Consider the following 14,109-nt stretch of genomic DNA (forward strand, 5'->3'; position numbering starts at 1 on the left):
CCAATTGCTATAATTTATACTGTAATGAATGAGGAATTTTTCGAACCCTTTCAAACTGGTCATTAAATTAACAAAAAATCGTTAAAATCATTGCTCAGTAAATGGACACGTTAACTTATGCGCCTTGATCTGACTATACAGCAGTCGGGTGCCGTTGTCCTCACGAAAGGGAACTGACAAACTTCCGAATGGACGGGTCTAAAGATTAAACATAGGGAAACTTATGTGTCATCCAACGATAGCGTGAGTGGTGTAGCGTAAAAATGCGCCCTCTGAAATACGCTATACCGGACAATGGCGGTATCCAGCTCACAGGCTTAAAGGAAGCACGTACGTTCAGTACGGATAGCTACGTTGCAAGGGACTTGGAAAGCAAGGAACCGATCGGGTAGGAAATTGGGAACATCACTCAGACAAGGAGAGATGCCACAGTGCAAGCTTTCGGGCAAGAGGTTTTCCGTCATAGACTTCTTTGCTTGAAGGTAACGAGGAACTTATCATCACAGTACATGTCGGTAGATGGAGCGCGGAGTGCGAGGAAACTTGCACGCTTAGTTGGAGCAGGGGGAAAAGCTGGAGATAACCTCAAAGGTTTACCTATTGCTAACGATTGTTTTAAAGTGAAAATAAATAAATAAAACAGCTCAGTTCAATGTGAACTGAGCTGTTTTATTTTTAATGACGAAGATCTAATCACAAAGCAATGTTATTTAATGTGTCAATTTCAAAGTTAATAACGGTTTAAAAACGTTGCTTTTTGATAAGGTAATCATATCAATATTTTAAGTTTTCTCCACGGTAAGTGAACTACTTACCTTTGTGGACAGCCTCTTTATTCGATGATTATCCTTTGAACGTGGTGAATTTGTCGGCAGCAGAAATGCGCTCTTTTTTCGCCGGCTTATCATCAAAATAGCCCATGTGCAGGAAGCCGACGATTTTTTCATGTTCCCCGACACCCAGAATGTTTTTGACTTGCGGATCATAAATGTGTGAATTGGTTTTCCAGACAACGCCAAGCTTCTGTTCCCAGGCAAGCAGCCAAAAGTTTTGAATCATGCAGGCCGTTGCACCGAAGTTTTCATCCCACTGTTTTTGACTCTCAGGTTCATCCATCACGACAATGAGAAAGGCGGTTGGTTCGCTGAGATACTCAAAGCGATTTTGCTGCCGTTCTGATGGGTAAGTGGCAGCCACTTGTTCGGCAAAGCTTCCGGTCTGATCAGGTCCAATGAAAATGAAACGCCAAGGCTGACGGACGCCATGTGTGGGTGCCCAGACAGCATCTTCCAACAGGCCCATCACCGTTTCTTCAGTCACCGGCTTATCATTATAATGCTTTTTGACGGCGCGCCGGTCCCGAATCACCTCCTGTAGTGCAGTTGGTTGTTTTGTCAGTTCCATATGATGCCCTCCCGGATTTCATTTATTTCTAACCTAATAATTGATAACTATTTTCAATTGATTGTAGCTGATTGGTTATAAAAAAGCAAAACTTAACATATTTTCGCGAAGCCCCTTGATATGTGAAGTGAATCACGTAATAATGTGGGGAGATGATAATCAATCCATGACTTATCACCCCATTTAGTGTGAAATATTTCACAAAAATAAGGGAGGAGAAAAATGAAAGCGTTTTTGCAACAAAAAGGGGTTTCGTTATCTGTTAGAGAGTATGTCATCACGGCACTAAGCTACATGGCGCTGGGCTTATTCGCGTCGTTAATCATCGGTCTGATCATTCAAACAATAGGGGAGCAGGCGGTAGCGCTTGGATTTGAAAAGCTCGCATTTATGGTTGAAATGGGCGGGTATGCCATGGAAACCAAAATTATGGGCGGGGCCATTGGGGTGGCGATTGCTTATGGCTTGAAGGCGCCGCCGCTCGTTCTGTTTTCAGCACTGTTTGCCGGTGCATTCGGTGCGGAGTTGGGCGGGCCTGCCGGGAGTTATGTGACGGCACTCGCGGCAACCGAGTTTGGAAAAATGGTCTATCAAACGACACGTGTTGATATTATCGTGACACCTTTTGTGACCATCTTTATCGGATTTGTCGTCGGGACGTTTATTGGACCGCCCATTAATACATTTATGGCCTGGTTTGGCGGCATCATTAATTGGTCGACCGCACAGCAGCCGTTTATCATGGGAGTCCTTGTGGCCGTTTTGATGGGCTGGGCTTTAACAGCACCTATTTCCAGTCTTGCCATTGCCATTATGCTTTCAATTGATGGCCTGGCTGCAGGAGCAGCAACAATCGGCTGTGCCGCGCAAATGGTCGGGTTTGCAACCGCCAGTTACCGTGACAATGGGATTGGTGGCTTCCTCGCTCAAAGTATTGGCACATCGATGCTGCAAATCGGCAACGTGTTAAAAAAGCCGATCATTATCGTGCCTCCAACGATTGCCGGGGCTGTTTTGGCACCATTTGCAACCGTCTGGCTCGGGTTAATGAATAACGACCTTGGTGCTGGCATGGGAACGAGCGGATTCGTCGGCCAAATCATGACCTTTGAAGCGATGGGCTTTACATGGGGCGTTTTTTGGGCAATGGTCGTGCTGCATGTTATCGCACCGGCCGTGATCAGTCTGGTGGTCGCTGAATGGTTCCGGAAAAAAGGCTGGATCAAACCGGGGGACATGACCATTACATATGAGTAAACAAGCCTGCAAACGTTGTTTCTCATATGATCTGTGCGTTTATTTTGCTATACTAAGGGCAAAAGTTCTTACATCATCTTAACCAGAAAGGAAGATGTGCGATGGATCAATTTATGGAGCGTGCCGTTGAACTAGCGGCAGAGAACGTCCGCAATGGTGGTGAGCCATTTGGAGCTGTCTTAGTGAAAAACGACAAACAAGTGGCAGAAGGTGTCAATGAGCTGCACCAGCGGTTTGATATGACAGCCCATGCGGAAATTCAGGCAATGCGCAAGGCACAGAAAATGATGCATTCACATGAACTGAAGGGTTACACCATGTATGCCAGCGGCGAACCATGCCCGATGTGTCTGACAGCGATGTATTTTGCGGGTGTTGACACGATTTATTATGGCGCTTCGTCTGAGGATGCACTTGACGCCGGGTTAGGTAAGGCAAAAGCTATTTATGAAGAACTTCAGAAACCAAAATCCGAACGCACGATGGAAATGGTTCACATGCCACTCAGGGACGGCCAGGAGGATCCGATGCAATTGTGGAAGGAACGGTCTTAACCGTCGTTGACACGTTAGCAGCATGTTTCAATGAATCACGTTTCAAAGGAGCATCCTGATGAATCAGTTAATCAAACAAGCACTACAGCAGGCGGGCGATCATTCCGGTCTACAAACGATCAGGTGTCTGGCTGGCGGATCAATCAATGAAAGCTATTATGTGGAAACGGAGAGCCGTCAATATTTTATCAAATATCATACGGATGCACCGGATCGTTTTTTTGCACTGGAAGCAAAGGGGCTGGAGCTGATCAGGGAAACGCATTCGATCAGTGTTCCTCACGTATTTGCCCTTTCTGATGAAAAACATCGTGCCTATTTGGTAATGGAATGGGTGGAAGGAGCACCTGCGGCAGATACCGATTGGAAATTGGGCGACCGGATCGCGGCGATGCATCAGACAATCGGTGAGCAGCACGGGTTTACCGACGACACGTTTATCGGAACGCTTCCACAGCCGAACAGGTTATGTTCCAGCTGGCTTGCTTATTACCGGGACAAGCGGCTTAATAGGCAGTTACAGCTGGGCATTGACAGTGGCATAATGACAGGTAAGCGGCGTGAACGAATGGAAAAGCTGCTCGAAAAACTGGATAAGTGGGTGCCGGATGATGTGGCACCTTCTTATTTACATGGTGATCTGTGGGGCGGCAATTGGCTGACTGGACCAGGCGGGGAGCCTTATGTCATTGATCCGTCATTTCTTTATGGGGACCGGCACTTTGAACTGGCGTTTACTGAGGTGTTCGGCGGCTACAGCAGCGATTTTTACCGGGGCTACGAGGAGCGCTTCCCACTGTCACCGGCCTACGACGATGTCAAACCACTGTATCAGCTGTATTATTTACTCGTACATTTGAACATGTTCGGTGAAGCTTATGGCCGGTCAGTGGATATGATTTTGAAACGATATGTCGGATGAGGGTCCCGACACAATTTTGTCAAAAAATTCCCGGTAGATGTGCTGCATGTCACAATTCCTCCCGGTGTCCAATCGTGTATGATAGCTATACACGATAAGAATGGTGGGGTAAGCGATGACGTTTTATGAACTGCTCATTTTCATACATGTTTTTTCAGCCATCCTCGGTCTTGGTCCGGGGTTCGTGATGATTTATATCGTCACGAAGGCGGAAACGATGACCGAGCTGAGACATGCTTATATTATCCGAAACCGGCTGCATATCTTTGTCATGGTTGGCGGCACACTGCTCTTGATCACAGGTCTATGGATGGGAGCGCTGAACCCGTCCTTATTCAATCAGGGCTGGTATGTGTTGAGTCTTGTGCTGTTCCTAATCGGCCTTGCTTTCGGCCCGATTGTTTTATCGCCAAGGTCCAAACCGGTTAAAAATCTGCTGACAGAGCATCAAGGGGATGACATACCTGATGCGTATTATGTGCTGGCCAAACGGCTCTTTTTCTATGAACGGATCGAAAACGTCATTTTTTTAATTGTTATTGCGTTAATGATCTTGAAACCTTTTTAAAAAAAGATAAAAAGAAAGGCGCACATAACCGGTGGTGCACCTTTTTCAATCGTTTAAACTTCGCCCAGGTATTCTTCCAGTGTGATTCCCTGCTCCGCTATATCGGTCGCAGCTGCTTTTCCGACATACCGCAAATGCCACGGTTCATATTGGTATTGGGTGATCTCTTCTTTCCCTTCAGGGTAGCGGATGATGAAGCCATATTCCGCGGCATGCTGCTTGAGCCACTTGCCTTCATCGGTTTCGCCAAATTCCTCGATTAACTGATGGTTGACATCCGGGCTGGTCACGTCCATCGTCAGACCGGTCTGATGCTCGCTTTCGCCTGGTTTTGCACTGAAATTATTGGCAGCCTCCTCACCATGTTCCGCGACATTGGAAGCGAAAATGGCATCCTGTCTGTCAAAGGAGCGGTAGCCGGATTGGGCAAATAGGTCAAGGCCTGCGTCATCCGCTGCCGCAAACATATCTTCAAGGGCGGCGGCAGCCACCTCGCGCATTTGTTTTTTCGGCAAAAATTCCTCAAACGGGAAGCGGACATCAGGTTCAACCAGCTTCAGCGGCTCAAACCCATCAGGTAACACGTAGTCCTTATTGACGAGTGCCAGAATTTCATGTGGGTTACTGATGGCAGTGGCGTCCTTATCAGGCTCGTCAAGGCCTTTGCCCGGGTTAACCGGTGTATTGTCATCCAGTGACGTCTGCAGTGCCTGTTTGGTATCGTCGTCATATATGCCGGTGACAGCTAATGTTTCCTGCTGCATTTGGTAGTCCGTCACCGCCCATGTTGTCAAGGCATCGTAGTTTCCGCTTGAGCTGATATCATAGCCTGTTTTTTGCAGTGCTGCCTGCAATGCTTTAACCGCAGCACCTTCATCGTTTTTTTGTAGATGCTCATCGGGTAGTTGTATTGGTTTATCGGCCGCTTCTGTTTTATCGTTTTGAGTGGTTTGGTCTTTTTGAGCGGGTTCAGCTGTCTGTTGCTCCCCGGCATTACAAGCTGTGATTAGAAGCAGTATGGCCAACAGTGCTGAAACGGTCGTCAGGCTTTTCTTACGCATTCAATTCTCTCCCTGTCATCCGTTTATCTTTCACGCTTTATCATAACACGTCACGTTTTGAATGGTCTATGCCGAGAATCAGACAGCAGATAGATTGATCAAATGTTTGATTAACATAAACTAGCAGACGTCACGCCAATTAAAAGCCAACGTCCCTTTTGCAGGAACCTGGCTTTAACAATGGTTAGCGCGACTCAAGCAGCCGACAGATTTCAATGATGACGTTGGTGGCTTTTTCCATATTATCCACGGAAACATATTCAAATTTTCCATGAAAATTTTCCCCACCCGCAAAAATATTCGGTGTCGGCAGTCCCTTATACGACAGTTGTGACCCGTCAGTCCCGCCGCGAACAGGTTTAATGAGTGGCGTGATGTCCAGGTTTTCCATTGCTTGATATGCGACGTCCACGATTTCCCGGACAGGTTCGATTTTTTCGCGCATGTTGTAATACTGATCGTTCATGTCAATGTCGGCCGACCCATCACCATATTTGGCGTTGATTTCACGGGTGAATTGCCTGATGGTTTCTTTCCGTGCGGCGAAATTATCTGTGTCAAAGTCCCGTATAATATAAGAGACGACGGCTTCTTCCACGTCACCATTTACCGACAGCAGATGGTAAAACCCTTCATATTTCGTCGTATGTTCGGGAGCTTCTTTCTCAGGAACTTTGCTAATGAATTCGGCGGCCATTTTGCCGGCGTTAACCATCTTATGTTTGGCTGTGCCGGGATGGACGCTATTGCCGTGAAACGTGATTTTGGCAGCAGCAGCGTTAAAGCTTTCATACTGCAGTTCTCCCAATGGCCCGCCATCCATCGTATAGGCATAATCGGCCCCGAATGTTTCCACATCAAACTTATGGGGGCCACGCCCGATTTCTTCATCAGGGGTGAACGCCACACGTACTTTGCCGTGCTTGATTTCCGGGTGATCAAGCAGGTACGTCATCGCCGTCATAATTTCCGTGACGCCTGCTTTGTCATCGGCTCCGAGCAAAGTGGTGCCGTCAGTTGTGATTAGTGTATGCCCTTTATAGCCCGGCAGTTCCGGAAAGTCGTCGGCGGATAAAACAATCCCCTTATCGTCATTTAATGTCGGGTCATCACCGTCAAAGTTTTCCACAATTTGCGGGTTCACATTTTGGCCGGTGAAGTCAGTTGCCGTATCGACGTGTGCCAAAAAGCCGATGGTTGACACGTCTTTGTCCGTATTGGACGGCAATGTGGCCATGACGTAACCGTTCCCATCGATGGTGACATCATCCATGCCGATTGCCTTTAATTCATCAACGAGCAGGTTGGCTAATTCAAGCTGGCCTGGTGTTGACGGTGTGGACGTACTGGCTTCATCTGACTGGGTATCAATCTTGACATAGCGTGTGAAACGTTCGATTAATGTATCTTTCATTATGTGTCAGCTCCTTTAGGGGTTGTTCAAAAGGGCAGTTTATCCCTTTTGAACATACATTTGATCCATCTATTTTACCACTTTTATTCTGAAGATGAAGAATAAGAGGGCTGTTCATCGGCTTTTCCATCAGGTAGAATGAAACGTGAAACCAATGATCGCCATTTGATTGAGGATAAAGAATTGAACAGGAGGGAGTTAAATGTCTGTTATCGTAAGTGAGGAATGGCTGGCGGATAGATTGAAAAATCAACCTGATCAAACAGTTGTTGTGGATACACGTTTTCAATTGCAGGATGAGGATGCCGGCAGGAAAGCCTATTTGGAGGGCCATATTCCGCAGGCGGTTTATTTGGACCTGAACAAGGATTTGTCCGGAAAACCGGCTAAACACGGCGGCAGTCATCCATTACCGGATATGGATATGTTCACGGCCAAGATTGGGAATATCGGCATTGACCCTAATAAAACGGTTGTGATTTATGATCAGGCCAATGATATGTTCGCTGCGCGGCTCTGGTGGCTTCTGCACTATGTGGGGCATGATGATGTCCATTTACTGGATGGCGGTTTCGACCAATGGGTAAAAGCAGGGCACCCTGTGACAACAGAGATACCGGTGCTTGAAGCGACAGAATTTAAGCCCACGTTCCGGGAAAACAACGTTGCCGACATTGAAGACGTCCAGGAAAAACTGGCGGACCAATCTGCCACATTAATTGATTCACGGTCCAGAGAAAGATACCTCGGCCGGACTGAACCACTCTATCGTAAAACAGGCCATATTCCCGGAGCGAAGAACTTCTTCTGGAAAAATGTTCTTGATGCGGATGGTAAGTGGAAAACGGGGGCGGAACTTGAAAAAAATTTCGCTTCATTGGCCAAAGATGAGGAGATTATTGTCTCGTGTGGTTCCGGTGTTTCCGCATGTCCCAACGTTTTGGCATTGAAATCAGCCGGCTATGAAAATGTGAAACTTTATCCCGGCAGCTTCAGTGATTGGATCTCCTATGATGAAAACGAAGTGGAAACAAAGGAAGAATGAGAATGGACGTGAAACGCTGTGGCTGGGTGACGAATGACCTGATCTATATTGATTATCATGATCACGAATGGGGGAGACCAACCCATGACGACCAGACCTTGTTTGAGATGCTTTCGCTGGAGGGAGCGCAGGCCGGACTGAGCTGGATTACCATACTGAAACGACGGGAAAACTACCGGGCAGCTTTTGACAACTTTGTTCCGGAAAAAGTCGCGCAGTATGATGATGAAAAAGTTGACGAACTGCTGCATAACGATGGCATCATCCGCAACAGACGCAAGATTGAGTCGGTCATCACCAATGCCAGGGTATTTTTGGATATTCAGCGGGAAGTTGGCAGCTTTAACGATTATATCTGGCAATTTGTCGGCGGTGAGCCGGTTTTGAATAATTGGGCTGAGCATGCTGACGTACCCTCATCAACTAAGGCGTCAGAGCAAATGAGCAAAGGTCTAAAAAAACATGGCTTCAAATTCGTCGGTCCAACCATTTGCTATGCCTTTATGCAGGCGACGGGAATGGTGAATGATCATACGCAAGACTGTTTTTTAGGCGGCAAAAGCTATGGTTGATTGCGTCTTGAACACGATCCCTTCTTTCTAGTACAATACGACATTGTGCGCGTTTTTTAGGAAGGAGGGCCATGATGGCTCAGATTGCGTTTTTGGAAGATACCAGAAGCAAAGATGAAATAAAAAATGAGCTGGATACACTGGAAATCCAGCTGTTCCGGATGCAGGATAACATCAAACGGATAGCCGGGAATGCACAGGTCATTGGCATTGATCAAACCTGCCATAACGAGTGGGTTATTGTTTACGCACATAAAAATGGTCATACGTGTCAGATCATGCTGCATAATTGTTCGCGGCCATACCGCGGTGACTGGCATTCGGCCATCCAAGCGGAATATAAAGGTCATCAAAAATTGCATATTGCTGATATCAAGGGTGAAGAAAATAAAGGCTATGGATCAGTTCTTATGAAGCACTTAAAAGATGAAGCACGTAAGGATAATGTGCCGTGCATTACGGGTCACATTGTCAAGCGCGATTTTGATCATGTTGAACGGCTGAAGCATTTCTACAGTAAGCATTACTTTGATGTAAAAATTGATCATGAGACACAATGTGGTGCAATTAGTTGGAATGATGTGTGAGAAAGGCTATTTCTGTTGGGGAATAGCTTTTTTTGTGTTTGTCCTTTTGCGGACGATGATCTATAACAAAAAGAGGCAACTATTCCGTGCAGGTACTGAAAGTTTGCCTCTAATGAACCATCATTTTGTTTTGTAGATTCCAAGATGTTCCCGAATAGCTTCTTGTAAAAGATGTGAATAATTAATCTTGTGCTCTTTAGCTGCATCATCAAGCCATCTAGGAATCGTAAGTGTTTTCTTGACGGCTTGATTGTCCATTTCATATCGAAAAGGCGGCATCCATACTTCAATTAACACTATTGTTTGATTGTCACTTATATTGATTTCCTTAGATGACGTTACAGCAGGTATCGTTTCCTGGTCTTCCTCAATACCGTATAAATGTAGGGCCAATGCTTCCTTTGCCATGGACACTGTTTCATCTTCGTTCATTCCAAATGTTATACAACCGGGTAGATCGGGAAATGTGACAGAAATTCCATCATCATTATAGTCAAAAATAGCCGGATACAGATAACGGTCCTTTTTCAACTTATGTCCTCCTTATATTTGTATTTTATTCAAGCCCGGCTTGTTTAAGAATAGATTTAATAGTCTTCCTCGGAAAATCTTTTTTCGGATGTGGTATGGTCACGGTTCCAGGCTTTGTTGGGTGTTTAAACTGATGATGGCTTCCACGAACTCTGACTATATACCAGCCATCCTGTTTAATTATTCTGATTAGTGATTTTGAATTCATGGCAGGATACCATCTTCCACTATTTTATCTTTATTATAATACGTGCTATAATACGTGTAAAGTGTTAAGTCTGTTTATATTAAAAAATGAGAAATGAAAAAAAGCGCAAACGTAGAAATTTTCCCTGATTGTCGGGATATGATAAACTTGCACCTATCATGCCAAGAAAGGATGCGGTTGAATGAACTATGTAACATTAAATAATGGCCTTGAAATGCCACAGCTCGGATTTGGTGTCTGGCAGGTGCCGGATGAAGAAGCGGAGCCGGCCGTTACGAAGGCGCTTGAAACAGGCTATCGTTCCATTGATACGGCCAAGGTGTATGAAAATGAACAGGGTGTTGGCCGGGCGATTGTGAAAAGCGGCGTTTCCCGTGATGACCTGTTTATTACGACAAAAGTCTGGAACAGCGATCAGGGTTATGAAGAGACATTGAAGGCATTTGATGCGAGCCTTGAACGCCTGGGGCTTGACTACGTTGATTTATATTTAATTCACTGGCCAATGCCTGAAGTGGACAACTATGTAGAAACGTATAAAGCGATGGAAAAGCTGTATCACGATGGCCGTGTTAAAGCAATTGGCGTCTGCAACTTTAACATCGAGCACTTGCAGCGTCTACTGGATGAATGTGATGTTGTGCCGGTGCTGAATCAGGTAGAATGTCACCCATACCTGCAGCAAAAGGATCTCAAAGCATTTTGTGAAAAACATAATATCTATGTTGAAGCCTGGAGCCCATTGATGAATGGCGGTGACGTTTTGAAGCATGACGTGACTACAGGGATGGCGGAAAAATACAGTAAAACACCTGCGCAAGTCATCATCCGCTGGCACCTGCAATCTGAGGCAATCGTCATTCCAAAATCTGTGACACCATCACGTATTGAGGAAAACTTCAACGTGTTTGATTTTGAATTGAGCCCAGATGAGATGAACCAAATGGCCGAACTCGACCGTAACCAGCGTAAAGGGCCTGAACCCAATGATGTGAATAAGGGATAAGAAATGAGACGGACGTGGAGAACTCTACGTCCGGTTCTTTTGTTTACGTTAAGGCGTATAGAAGCGTTCTAATGGACGAATTGGCGCTTAATCCAGGTCGTTAGGGCGTATAGAAGCGTTCTAATGGACGAATTGGCGCTTAATCCATGTCGTTAAGGCGTATAGAAGTGGTCTAACGGACGAATTGGCACTCAATCCATGTCGTTAAGGCGTATAGAAGTGTTCTAACGGACGAATTGGCACTCAATCCATGTCGTTAAGGCTTATAGAAGTGGTCTAACGGACGAATTGGCACTCAATCGACTCCGTTAGGGCGTATAGAAGCGTTCTAATGGACGAATTGGCGCTTAATCCATGTCGTTAGGGCGTATAGAAGCGTTCTAATGGACGAATTGGCGCTTAATCCATGTCGTTAAGGCGTATAGAAGTGGTCTAATGGACGAATTGGCGCTTAATCCATGTCGTTAGGGCGTATAGAAGCGTTCTAATGGACGAATTGGCGCTTAATCCAGGTCGTTAGGGCGTATAGAAGCGTTCTAATGGACGAATTGGCGCTTAATCCATGTCGTTAGGGCGTATAGAAGCGTTCTAATGGACGAATTGGCGCTTAATCCATGTCGTTAAGGCGTATAGAAGCGGTCTAACGGACGAATTGGTACTTAATCCATGTCGTTAAGGCGTATAGAAGTGGTCTAACGGACGAATTGGCACTCAATCCATGTCGTTAAGGCGTATAGAAGTGGTCTAACGGACGAATCGGCACTCAATCCATGTCGTTAAGGCGTATAGAAGTGTTCTAATGGACGAATTGGCGCTTAATCCATGTCGTTAGGGCGTATAGAAGCGTTCTAATGGACGAATTGGCACTCAATCGACTCCGTTAAGGCGTATAGAGGCGTTCTAATGGACGACTAACGAACGTTTTAACGACAATCTGAGCCAGCTTCGGCCCTAAGTCATCGTTTTTTCATCACCATAAGTCTGGAAACAGTCAAAAAGATCGTCGCCCAAACACCCGCGCCACTGCTTCTTCAAATTCCCAAAAATAACTAGGTACCTCATCCGCCGCCAATCCGGTGTACATATTCTCAGCAATCGATTCATTGTACCATTTCTGCAAATCGTAACCGGCATTAAAGTTATCCCACAGTAAATCACCTTGAAGTTCATATTCCTTTTCCATCGACAGAAGGTTATCCAATTTATCGGCGACAATCAAATATTTCTCACCTTTGGGAGCATACTTAACGGTATCAATGGCGTGCTGCTTCCGTTCACGCCATGATTTTGATTTATCTTCTGTATGGGCAAAAACCAGTCTGGCAACCTGGATGCCAAACACCTCTTTAATATCCTCGATTTCATAAGATGTATCTTCCACGACGTCGTGCAAATAGCCCGCACAAACCAATTCGTCACTGAACCCGGACGTTTCCAGTCGTTTTGCTACCCGGATGGGATGGGTAATGTACGGCTCATTGGAACTTTTGCGTGTCTGACCTTCATGGGCTTTTTCGGCGAATGCCTTTGCTTTCTGTTTCATGGACTGGCCTCCCGACAGGTTTGGCTGGCGTTAGTATAACAGCCGGGCGAAGCGTCTTCAATTGTCAATGATAGGCTTTCATTTTGTTTTATTCCTGATCATTTATTGGTATGATGAGGATAATGATAACAGAAGGACATTGGTTTAAAATAAATGGTTAGGATGAGTAGCGATGAATGAAGGGATCAACAAGCGGAAAACGGAACATATCCGGCTTTGTTTAAACGATAATGTGGAAGGTGTGAACAAGTCAACTGGGCTTGAGGGGATCTCGTTTATACATAATGCGTTGCCGGAAATAAACTTTGCCGATATCGAGATGGATACCCGTTTCCTCGATAAACCGATTAATGCCCCTTTCCTTGTCAGTTCCATGACGGGTGGCTCGGAACTGGCGGAAAAAATCAATCAGAATCTCGCCAAAGCAGCAGAAGAAAAAGGATGGGCTGTGGCGCTGGGCTCAACCAGAGCTCTCCTCGAAAGTGATGCGCACCAGGAATCATTTTTAATCCGTAAGCATGCGCCGACTGTTCCCTTGATCGCCAATATTGGCGCGGTCCAGTTAAATTACGGCTATGGCGCGGAGGAATGCCAACGGATTGTTGATATGACCGGCGCTGACTCGATTGTGCTGCACTTTAATCCGTTGCAAGAAGCGGTTCAGGATGAAGGCGACTTGAACTTTGAACATCTGCTGCCGAAAATTGAAGAAGTCTGTTCCACATTAGACGTTCCAGTTGGGGCGAAAGAAGTCGGTTTCGGTATCGACGGTACCATCGCCAAAAAACTGTATGATGCCGGTATTTCCTACATCGACGTTGCCGGAGCGGGCGGAACATCCTGGAGCCAGGTGGAAAAACTTCGCTCCAATGATCCGTTGAAAAAAGCTGCCGCGGAAGCCTTTAATAACTGGGGAATTCCGACGAAAGACTGTATTGTCTCGGTCAGGAGTGCATTGCCGGACGTTCCGGTCGTCTCCAGCGGTGGGATGAAGACCGGCATGGATGCGGCCAAAGCACTGACCATTGGTGCCGACGTCATCGGTTTTGCCAGAAAACTGCTGCAGGCGGCAACAGAATCGGCTCAAGCGGTCGTGGAAACGATGGACCAAATCGAACTCGAACTGAAAATGACGATGTTTGGTGTCGGCGCCAAAACACTTGATGAACTGAAAAACACCAAGCGCGTTTCCATCATGGGGCAATCGCTGCTGGAATATTAACCTCTTAAAGCTGTTTACCTGAATGGTAAACAGCTTTATTAATGTTTGGCCTCATCCGTAACGGGTAACATAATAAAAAAAGAAGGTAAGCGCGATGCCTTGGACATGAACGATTATCCATCCTCAATGAAACATTTAGACGATATTACCCGGAAAAAAGCGATTGATGGAACGGCGAGATTCTTGATGGCCAAAACGATGAGCCAAAGAATCGT

The 14,109-nt window shown here is 45.9% G+C and carries 16 protein-coding genes; 10 read left to right on the plus strand and 6 right to left on the minus strand.

The annotated features are described in order from the left end of the window. Nucleotides 1–263 precede the first annotated feature (263 nt). Nucleotides 264–392 carry a hypothetical protein gene (locus ACFQ4A_RS05660; RefSeq protein WP_382398470.1) on the plus strand — a complete coding sequence of 43 codons (129 nt, stop codon included), beginning with the start codon at nt 264–266 and terminating at the stop codon, nt 390–392. 451 nt (nt 393–843) lie between these two features. Here ACFQ4A_RS05660 and ACFQ4A_RS05665 read toward each other — a convergent pair whose 3' ends face one another. Further along, nucleotides 844–1,404 carry a nitroreductase family protein gene (locus ACFQ4A_RS05665; RefSeq protein ID WP_382398472.1) on the minus strand — a complete coding sequence of 187 codons (561 nt, stop codon included), beginning with the start codon at nt 1,402–1,404 and terminating at the stop codon, nt 844–846. A 222-nt stretch (nt 1,405–1,626) separates the two neighbouring features. Here ACFQ4A_RS05665 and ACFQ4A_RS05670 point away from each other — a divergent pair, with 222 nt between their 5' ends. The 4 genes from ACFQ4A_RS05670 to ACFQ4A_RS05685 all read left to right on the plus strand — a co-directional run bounded on the left by ACFQ4A_RS05670 (nt 1,627) and on the right by ACFQ4A_RS05685 (nt 4,705). Next, nucleotides 1,627–2,661: a PTS transporter subunit IIC gene (locus ACFQ4A_RS05670; protein WP_382398474.1), complete on the plus strand. Its 1,035-nt coding sequence runs from the start codon at nt 1,627–1,629 to the stop codon at nt 2,659–2,661. Nucleotides 2,662–2,762: 101 nt separating this feature from the next. Beyond that, nucleotides 2,763–3,215, plus strand: coding sequence for a nucleoside deaminase (locus tag ACFQ4A_RS05675; protein ID WP_382398476.1), 453 nt, complete (start codon nt 2,763–2,765; stop codon nt 3,213–3,215). Between the two features lie 58 nt (nt 3,216–3,273). Next, nucleotides 3,274–4,137, plus strand: a complete 864-nt coding sequence (locus tag ACFQ4A_RS05680) for a fructosamine kinase family protein (RefSeq protein ID WP_382398478.1) — start codon at nt 3,274–3,276, stop codon at nt 4,135–4,137. 115 nt (nt 4,138–4,252) lie between these two features. Beyond that, a complete protein-coding gene (locus tag ACFQ4A_RS05685; RefSeq protein WP_382398480.1) occupies nt 4,253–4,705 on the plus strand; it encodes a DUF2269 domain-containing protein in 453 nt (150 codons plus the stop codon). A 53-nt stretch (nt 4,706–4,758) separates the two neighbouring features. Here the strand turns inward: ACFQ4A_RS05685 and ACFQ4A_RS05690 are convergent, their stop codons facing one another. Both ACFQ4A_RS05690 and pepT read right to left on the minus strand, forming a co-directional pair. Beyond that, nucleotides 4,759–5,766 (minus strand): D-alanyl-D-alanine carboxypeptidase family protein, encoded by a 1,008-nt coding sequence (locus tag ACFQ4A_RS05690; RefSeq protein ID WP_382398482.1) that lies wholly within the window; start codon nt 5,764–5,766, stop codon nt 4,759–4,761. 184 nt (nt 5,767–5,950) lie between these two features. Next, nucleotides 5,951–7,180 (minus strand): peptidase T, encoded by a 1,230-nt coding sequence (gene pepT, locus ACFQ4A_RS05695; protein ID WP_382398484.1) that lies wholly within the window; start codon nt 7,178–7,180, stop codon nt 5,951–5,953. Between the two features lie 202 nt (nt 7,181–7,382). Here pepT and ACFQ4A_RS05700 point away from each other — a divergent pair, with 202 nt between their 5' ends. From ACFQ4A_RS05700 to ACFQ4A_RS05710, 3 genes are all read left to right on the plus strand, one after another. Continuing rightward, on the plus strand, nt 7,383–8,225 hold the full coding sequence (locus ACFQ4A_RS05700; RefSeq protein WP_382398486.1) for a sulfurtransferase: 843 nt from the start codon (nt 7,383–7,385) through the stop codon (nt 8,223–8,225). Nucleotides 8,226–8,233: 8 nt separating this feature from the next. Next, nucleotides 8,234–8,797, plus strand: a complete 564-nt coding sequence (locus ACFQ4A_RS05705) for a DNA-3-methyladenine glycosylase I (protein WP_382398556.1) — start codon at nt 8,234–8,236, stop codon at nt 8,795–8,797. Between the two features lie 74 nt (nt 8,798–8,871). Then, on the plus strand, nt 8,872–9,384 hold the full coding sequence (locus ACFQ4A_RS05710; RefSeq protein ID WP_382398488.1) for a hypothetical protein: 513 nt from the start codon (nt 8,872–8,874) through the stop codon (nt 9,382–9,384). A 120-nt stretch (nt 9,385–9,504) separates the two neighbouring features. Here the strand turns inward: ACFQ4A_RS05710 and ACFQ4A_RS05715 are convergent, their stop codons facing one another. Together ACFQ4A_RS05715 and ACFQ4A_RS05720 are read right to left on the minus strand one after the other, a co-directional pair. Continuing rightward, complete coding sequence (locus ACFQ4A_RS05715) at nt 9,505–9,915, minus strand: type II toxin-antitoxin system HicB family antitoxin (RefSeq protein ID WP_382398490.1); 411 nt, start codon at nt 9,913–9,915, stop codon at nt 9,505–9,507. Nucleotides 9,916–9,940: 25 nt separating this feature from the next. Beyond that, on the minus strand, nt 9,941–10,123 hold the full coding sequence (locus ACFQ4A_RS05720) for a type II toxin-antitoxin system HicA family toxin (RefSeq protein WP_382398492.1): 183 nt from the start codon (nt 10,121–10,123) through the stop codon (nt 9,941–9,943). 181 nt (nt 10,124–10,304) lie between these two features. On the opposite strand from ACFQ4A_RS05720, the gene ACFQ4A_RS05725 reads away from it, so the two are divergent. Further along, nucleotides 10,305–11,129 (plus strand): aldo/keto reductase, encoded by an 825-nt coding sequence (locus tag ACFQ4A_RS05725; protein WP_382398494.1) that lies wholly within the window; start codon nt 10,305–10,307, stop codon nt 11,127–11,129. 991 nt (nt 11,130–12,120) lie between these two features. On the opposite strand, the gene ACFQ4A_RS05730 is transcribed toward ACFQ4A_RS05725, so the two are convergent. Next, nucleotides 12,121–12,672: an HD domain-containing protein gene (locus ACFQ4A_RS05730; RefSeq protein ID WP_382398496.1), complete on the minus strand. Its 552-nt coding sequence runs from the start codon at nt 12,670–12,672 to the stop codon at nt 12,121–12,123. Nucleotides 12,673–12,844: 172 nt separating this feature from the next. On the opposite strand from ACFQ4A_RS05730, the gene fni reads away from it, so the two are divergent. Continuing rightward, nucleotides 12,845–13,894: a type 2 isopentenyl-diphosphate Delta-isomerase gene (gene fni, locus ACFQ4A_RS05735; protein WP_382398498.1), complete on the plus strand. Its 1,050-nt coding sequence runs from the start codon at nt 12,845–12,847 to the stop codon at nt 13,892–13,894. Nucleotides 13,895–14,109 lie beyond the last annotated feature (215 nt).

This window comes from Lentibacillus salinarum, from assembly GCF_042679865.1.
GTDB lineage: Bacteria > Bacillota > Bacilli > Bacillales > Amphibacillaceae > Lentibacillus > Lentibacillus salinarum.

Excerpts from the sequence above, each read along its gene's own strand:
- ACFQ4A_RS05660 (WP_382398470.1), top strand. The coding sequence starts at position 264 with ATGCGCCCTCTGAAATACGCTATACCGGACAATGGCGGTATCCAGCTC.
- ACFQ4A_RS05665 (WP_382398472.1), bottom strand. The coding sequence starts at position 1,404 with ATGGAACTGACAAAACAACCAACTGCACTACAGGAGGTGATTCGGGAC.
- ACFQ4A_RS05670 (WP_382398474.1), top strand. The coding sequence starts at position 1,627 with ATGAAAGCGTTTTTGCAACAAAAAGGGGTTTCGTTATCTGTTAGAGAG.
- ACFQ4A_RS05675 (WP_382398476.1), top strand. The coding sequence starts at position 2,763 with ATGGATCAATTTATGGAGCGTGCCGTTGAACTAGCGGCAGAGAACGTC.
- ACFQ4A_RS05680 (WP_382398478.1), top strand. The coding sequence starts at position 3,274 with ATGAATCAGTTAATCAAACAAGCACTACAGCAGGCGGGCGATCATTCC.
- ACFQ4A_RS05685 (WP_382398480.1), top strand. The coding sequence starts at position 4,253 with ATGACGTTTTATGAACTGCTCATTTTCATACATGTTTTTTCAGCCATC.
- ACFQ4A_RS05690 (WP_382398482.1), bottom strand. The coding sequence starts at position 5,766 with ATGCGTAAGAAAAGCCTGACGACCGTTTCAGCACTGTTGGCCATACTG.
- pepT (WP_382398484.1), bottom strand. The coding sequence starts at position 7,180 with ATGAAAGATACATTAATCGAACGTTTCACACGCTATGTCAAGATTGAT.
- ACFQ4A_RS05700 (WP_382398486.1), top strand. The coding sequence starts at position 7,383 with ATGTCTGTTATCGTAAGTGAGGAATGGCTGGCGGATAGATTGAAAAAT.
- ACFQ4A_RS05710 (WP_382398488.1), top strand. The coding sequence starts at position 8,872 with ATGGCTCAGATTGCGTTTTTGGAAGATACCAGAAGCAAAGATGAAATA.
- ACFQ4A_RS05720 (WP_382398492.1), bottom strand. The coding sequence starts at position 10,123 with ATGAATTCAAAATCACTAATCAGAATAATTAAACAGGATGGCTGGTAT.
- ACFQ4A_RS05725 (WP_382398494.1), top strand. The coding sequence starts at position 10,305 with ATGAACTATGTAACATTAAATAATGGCCTTGAAATGCCACAGCTCGGA.
- ACFQ4A_RS05730 (WP_382398496.1), bottom strand. The coding sequence starts at position 12,672 with ATGAAACAGAAAGCAAAGGCATTCGCCGAAAAAGCCCATGAAGGTCAG.
- fni (WP_382398498.1), top strand. The coding sequence starts at position 12,845 with ATGAATGAAGGGATCAACAAGCGGAAAACGGAACATATCCGGCTTTGT.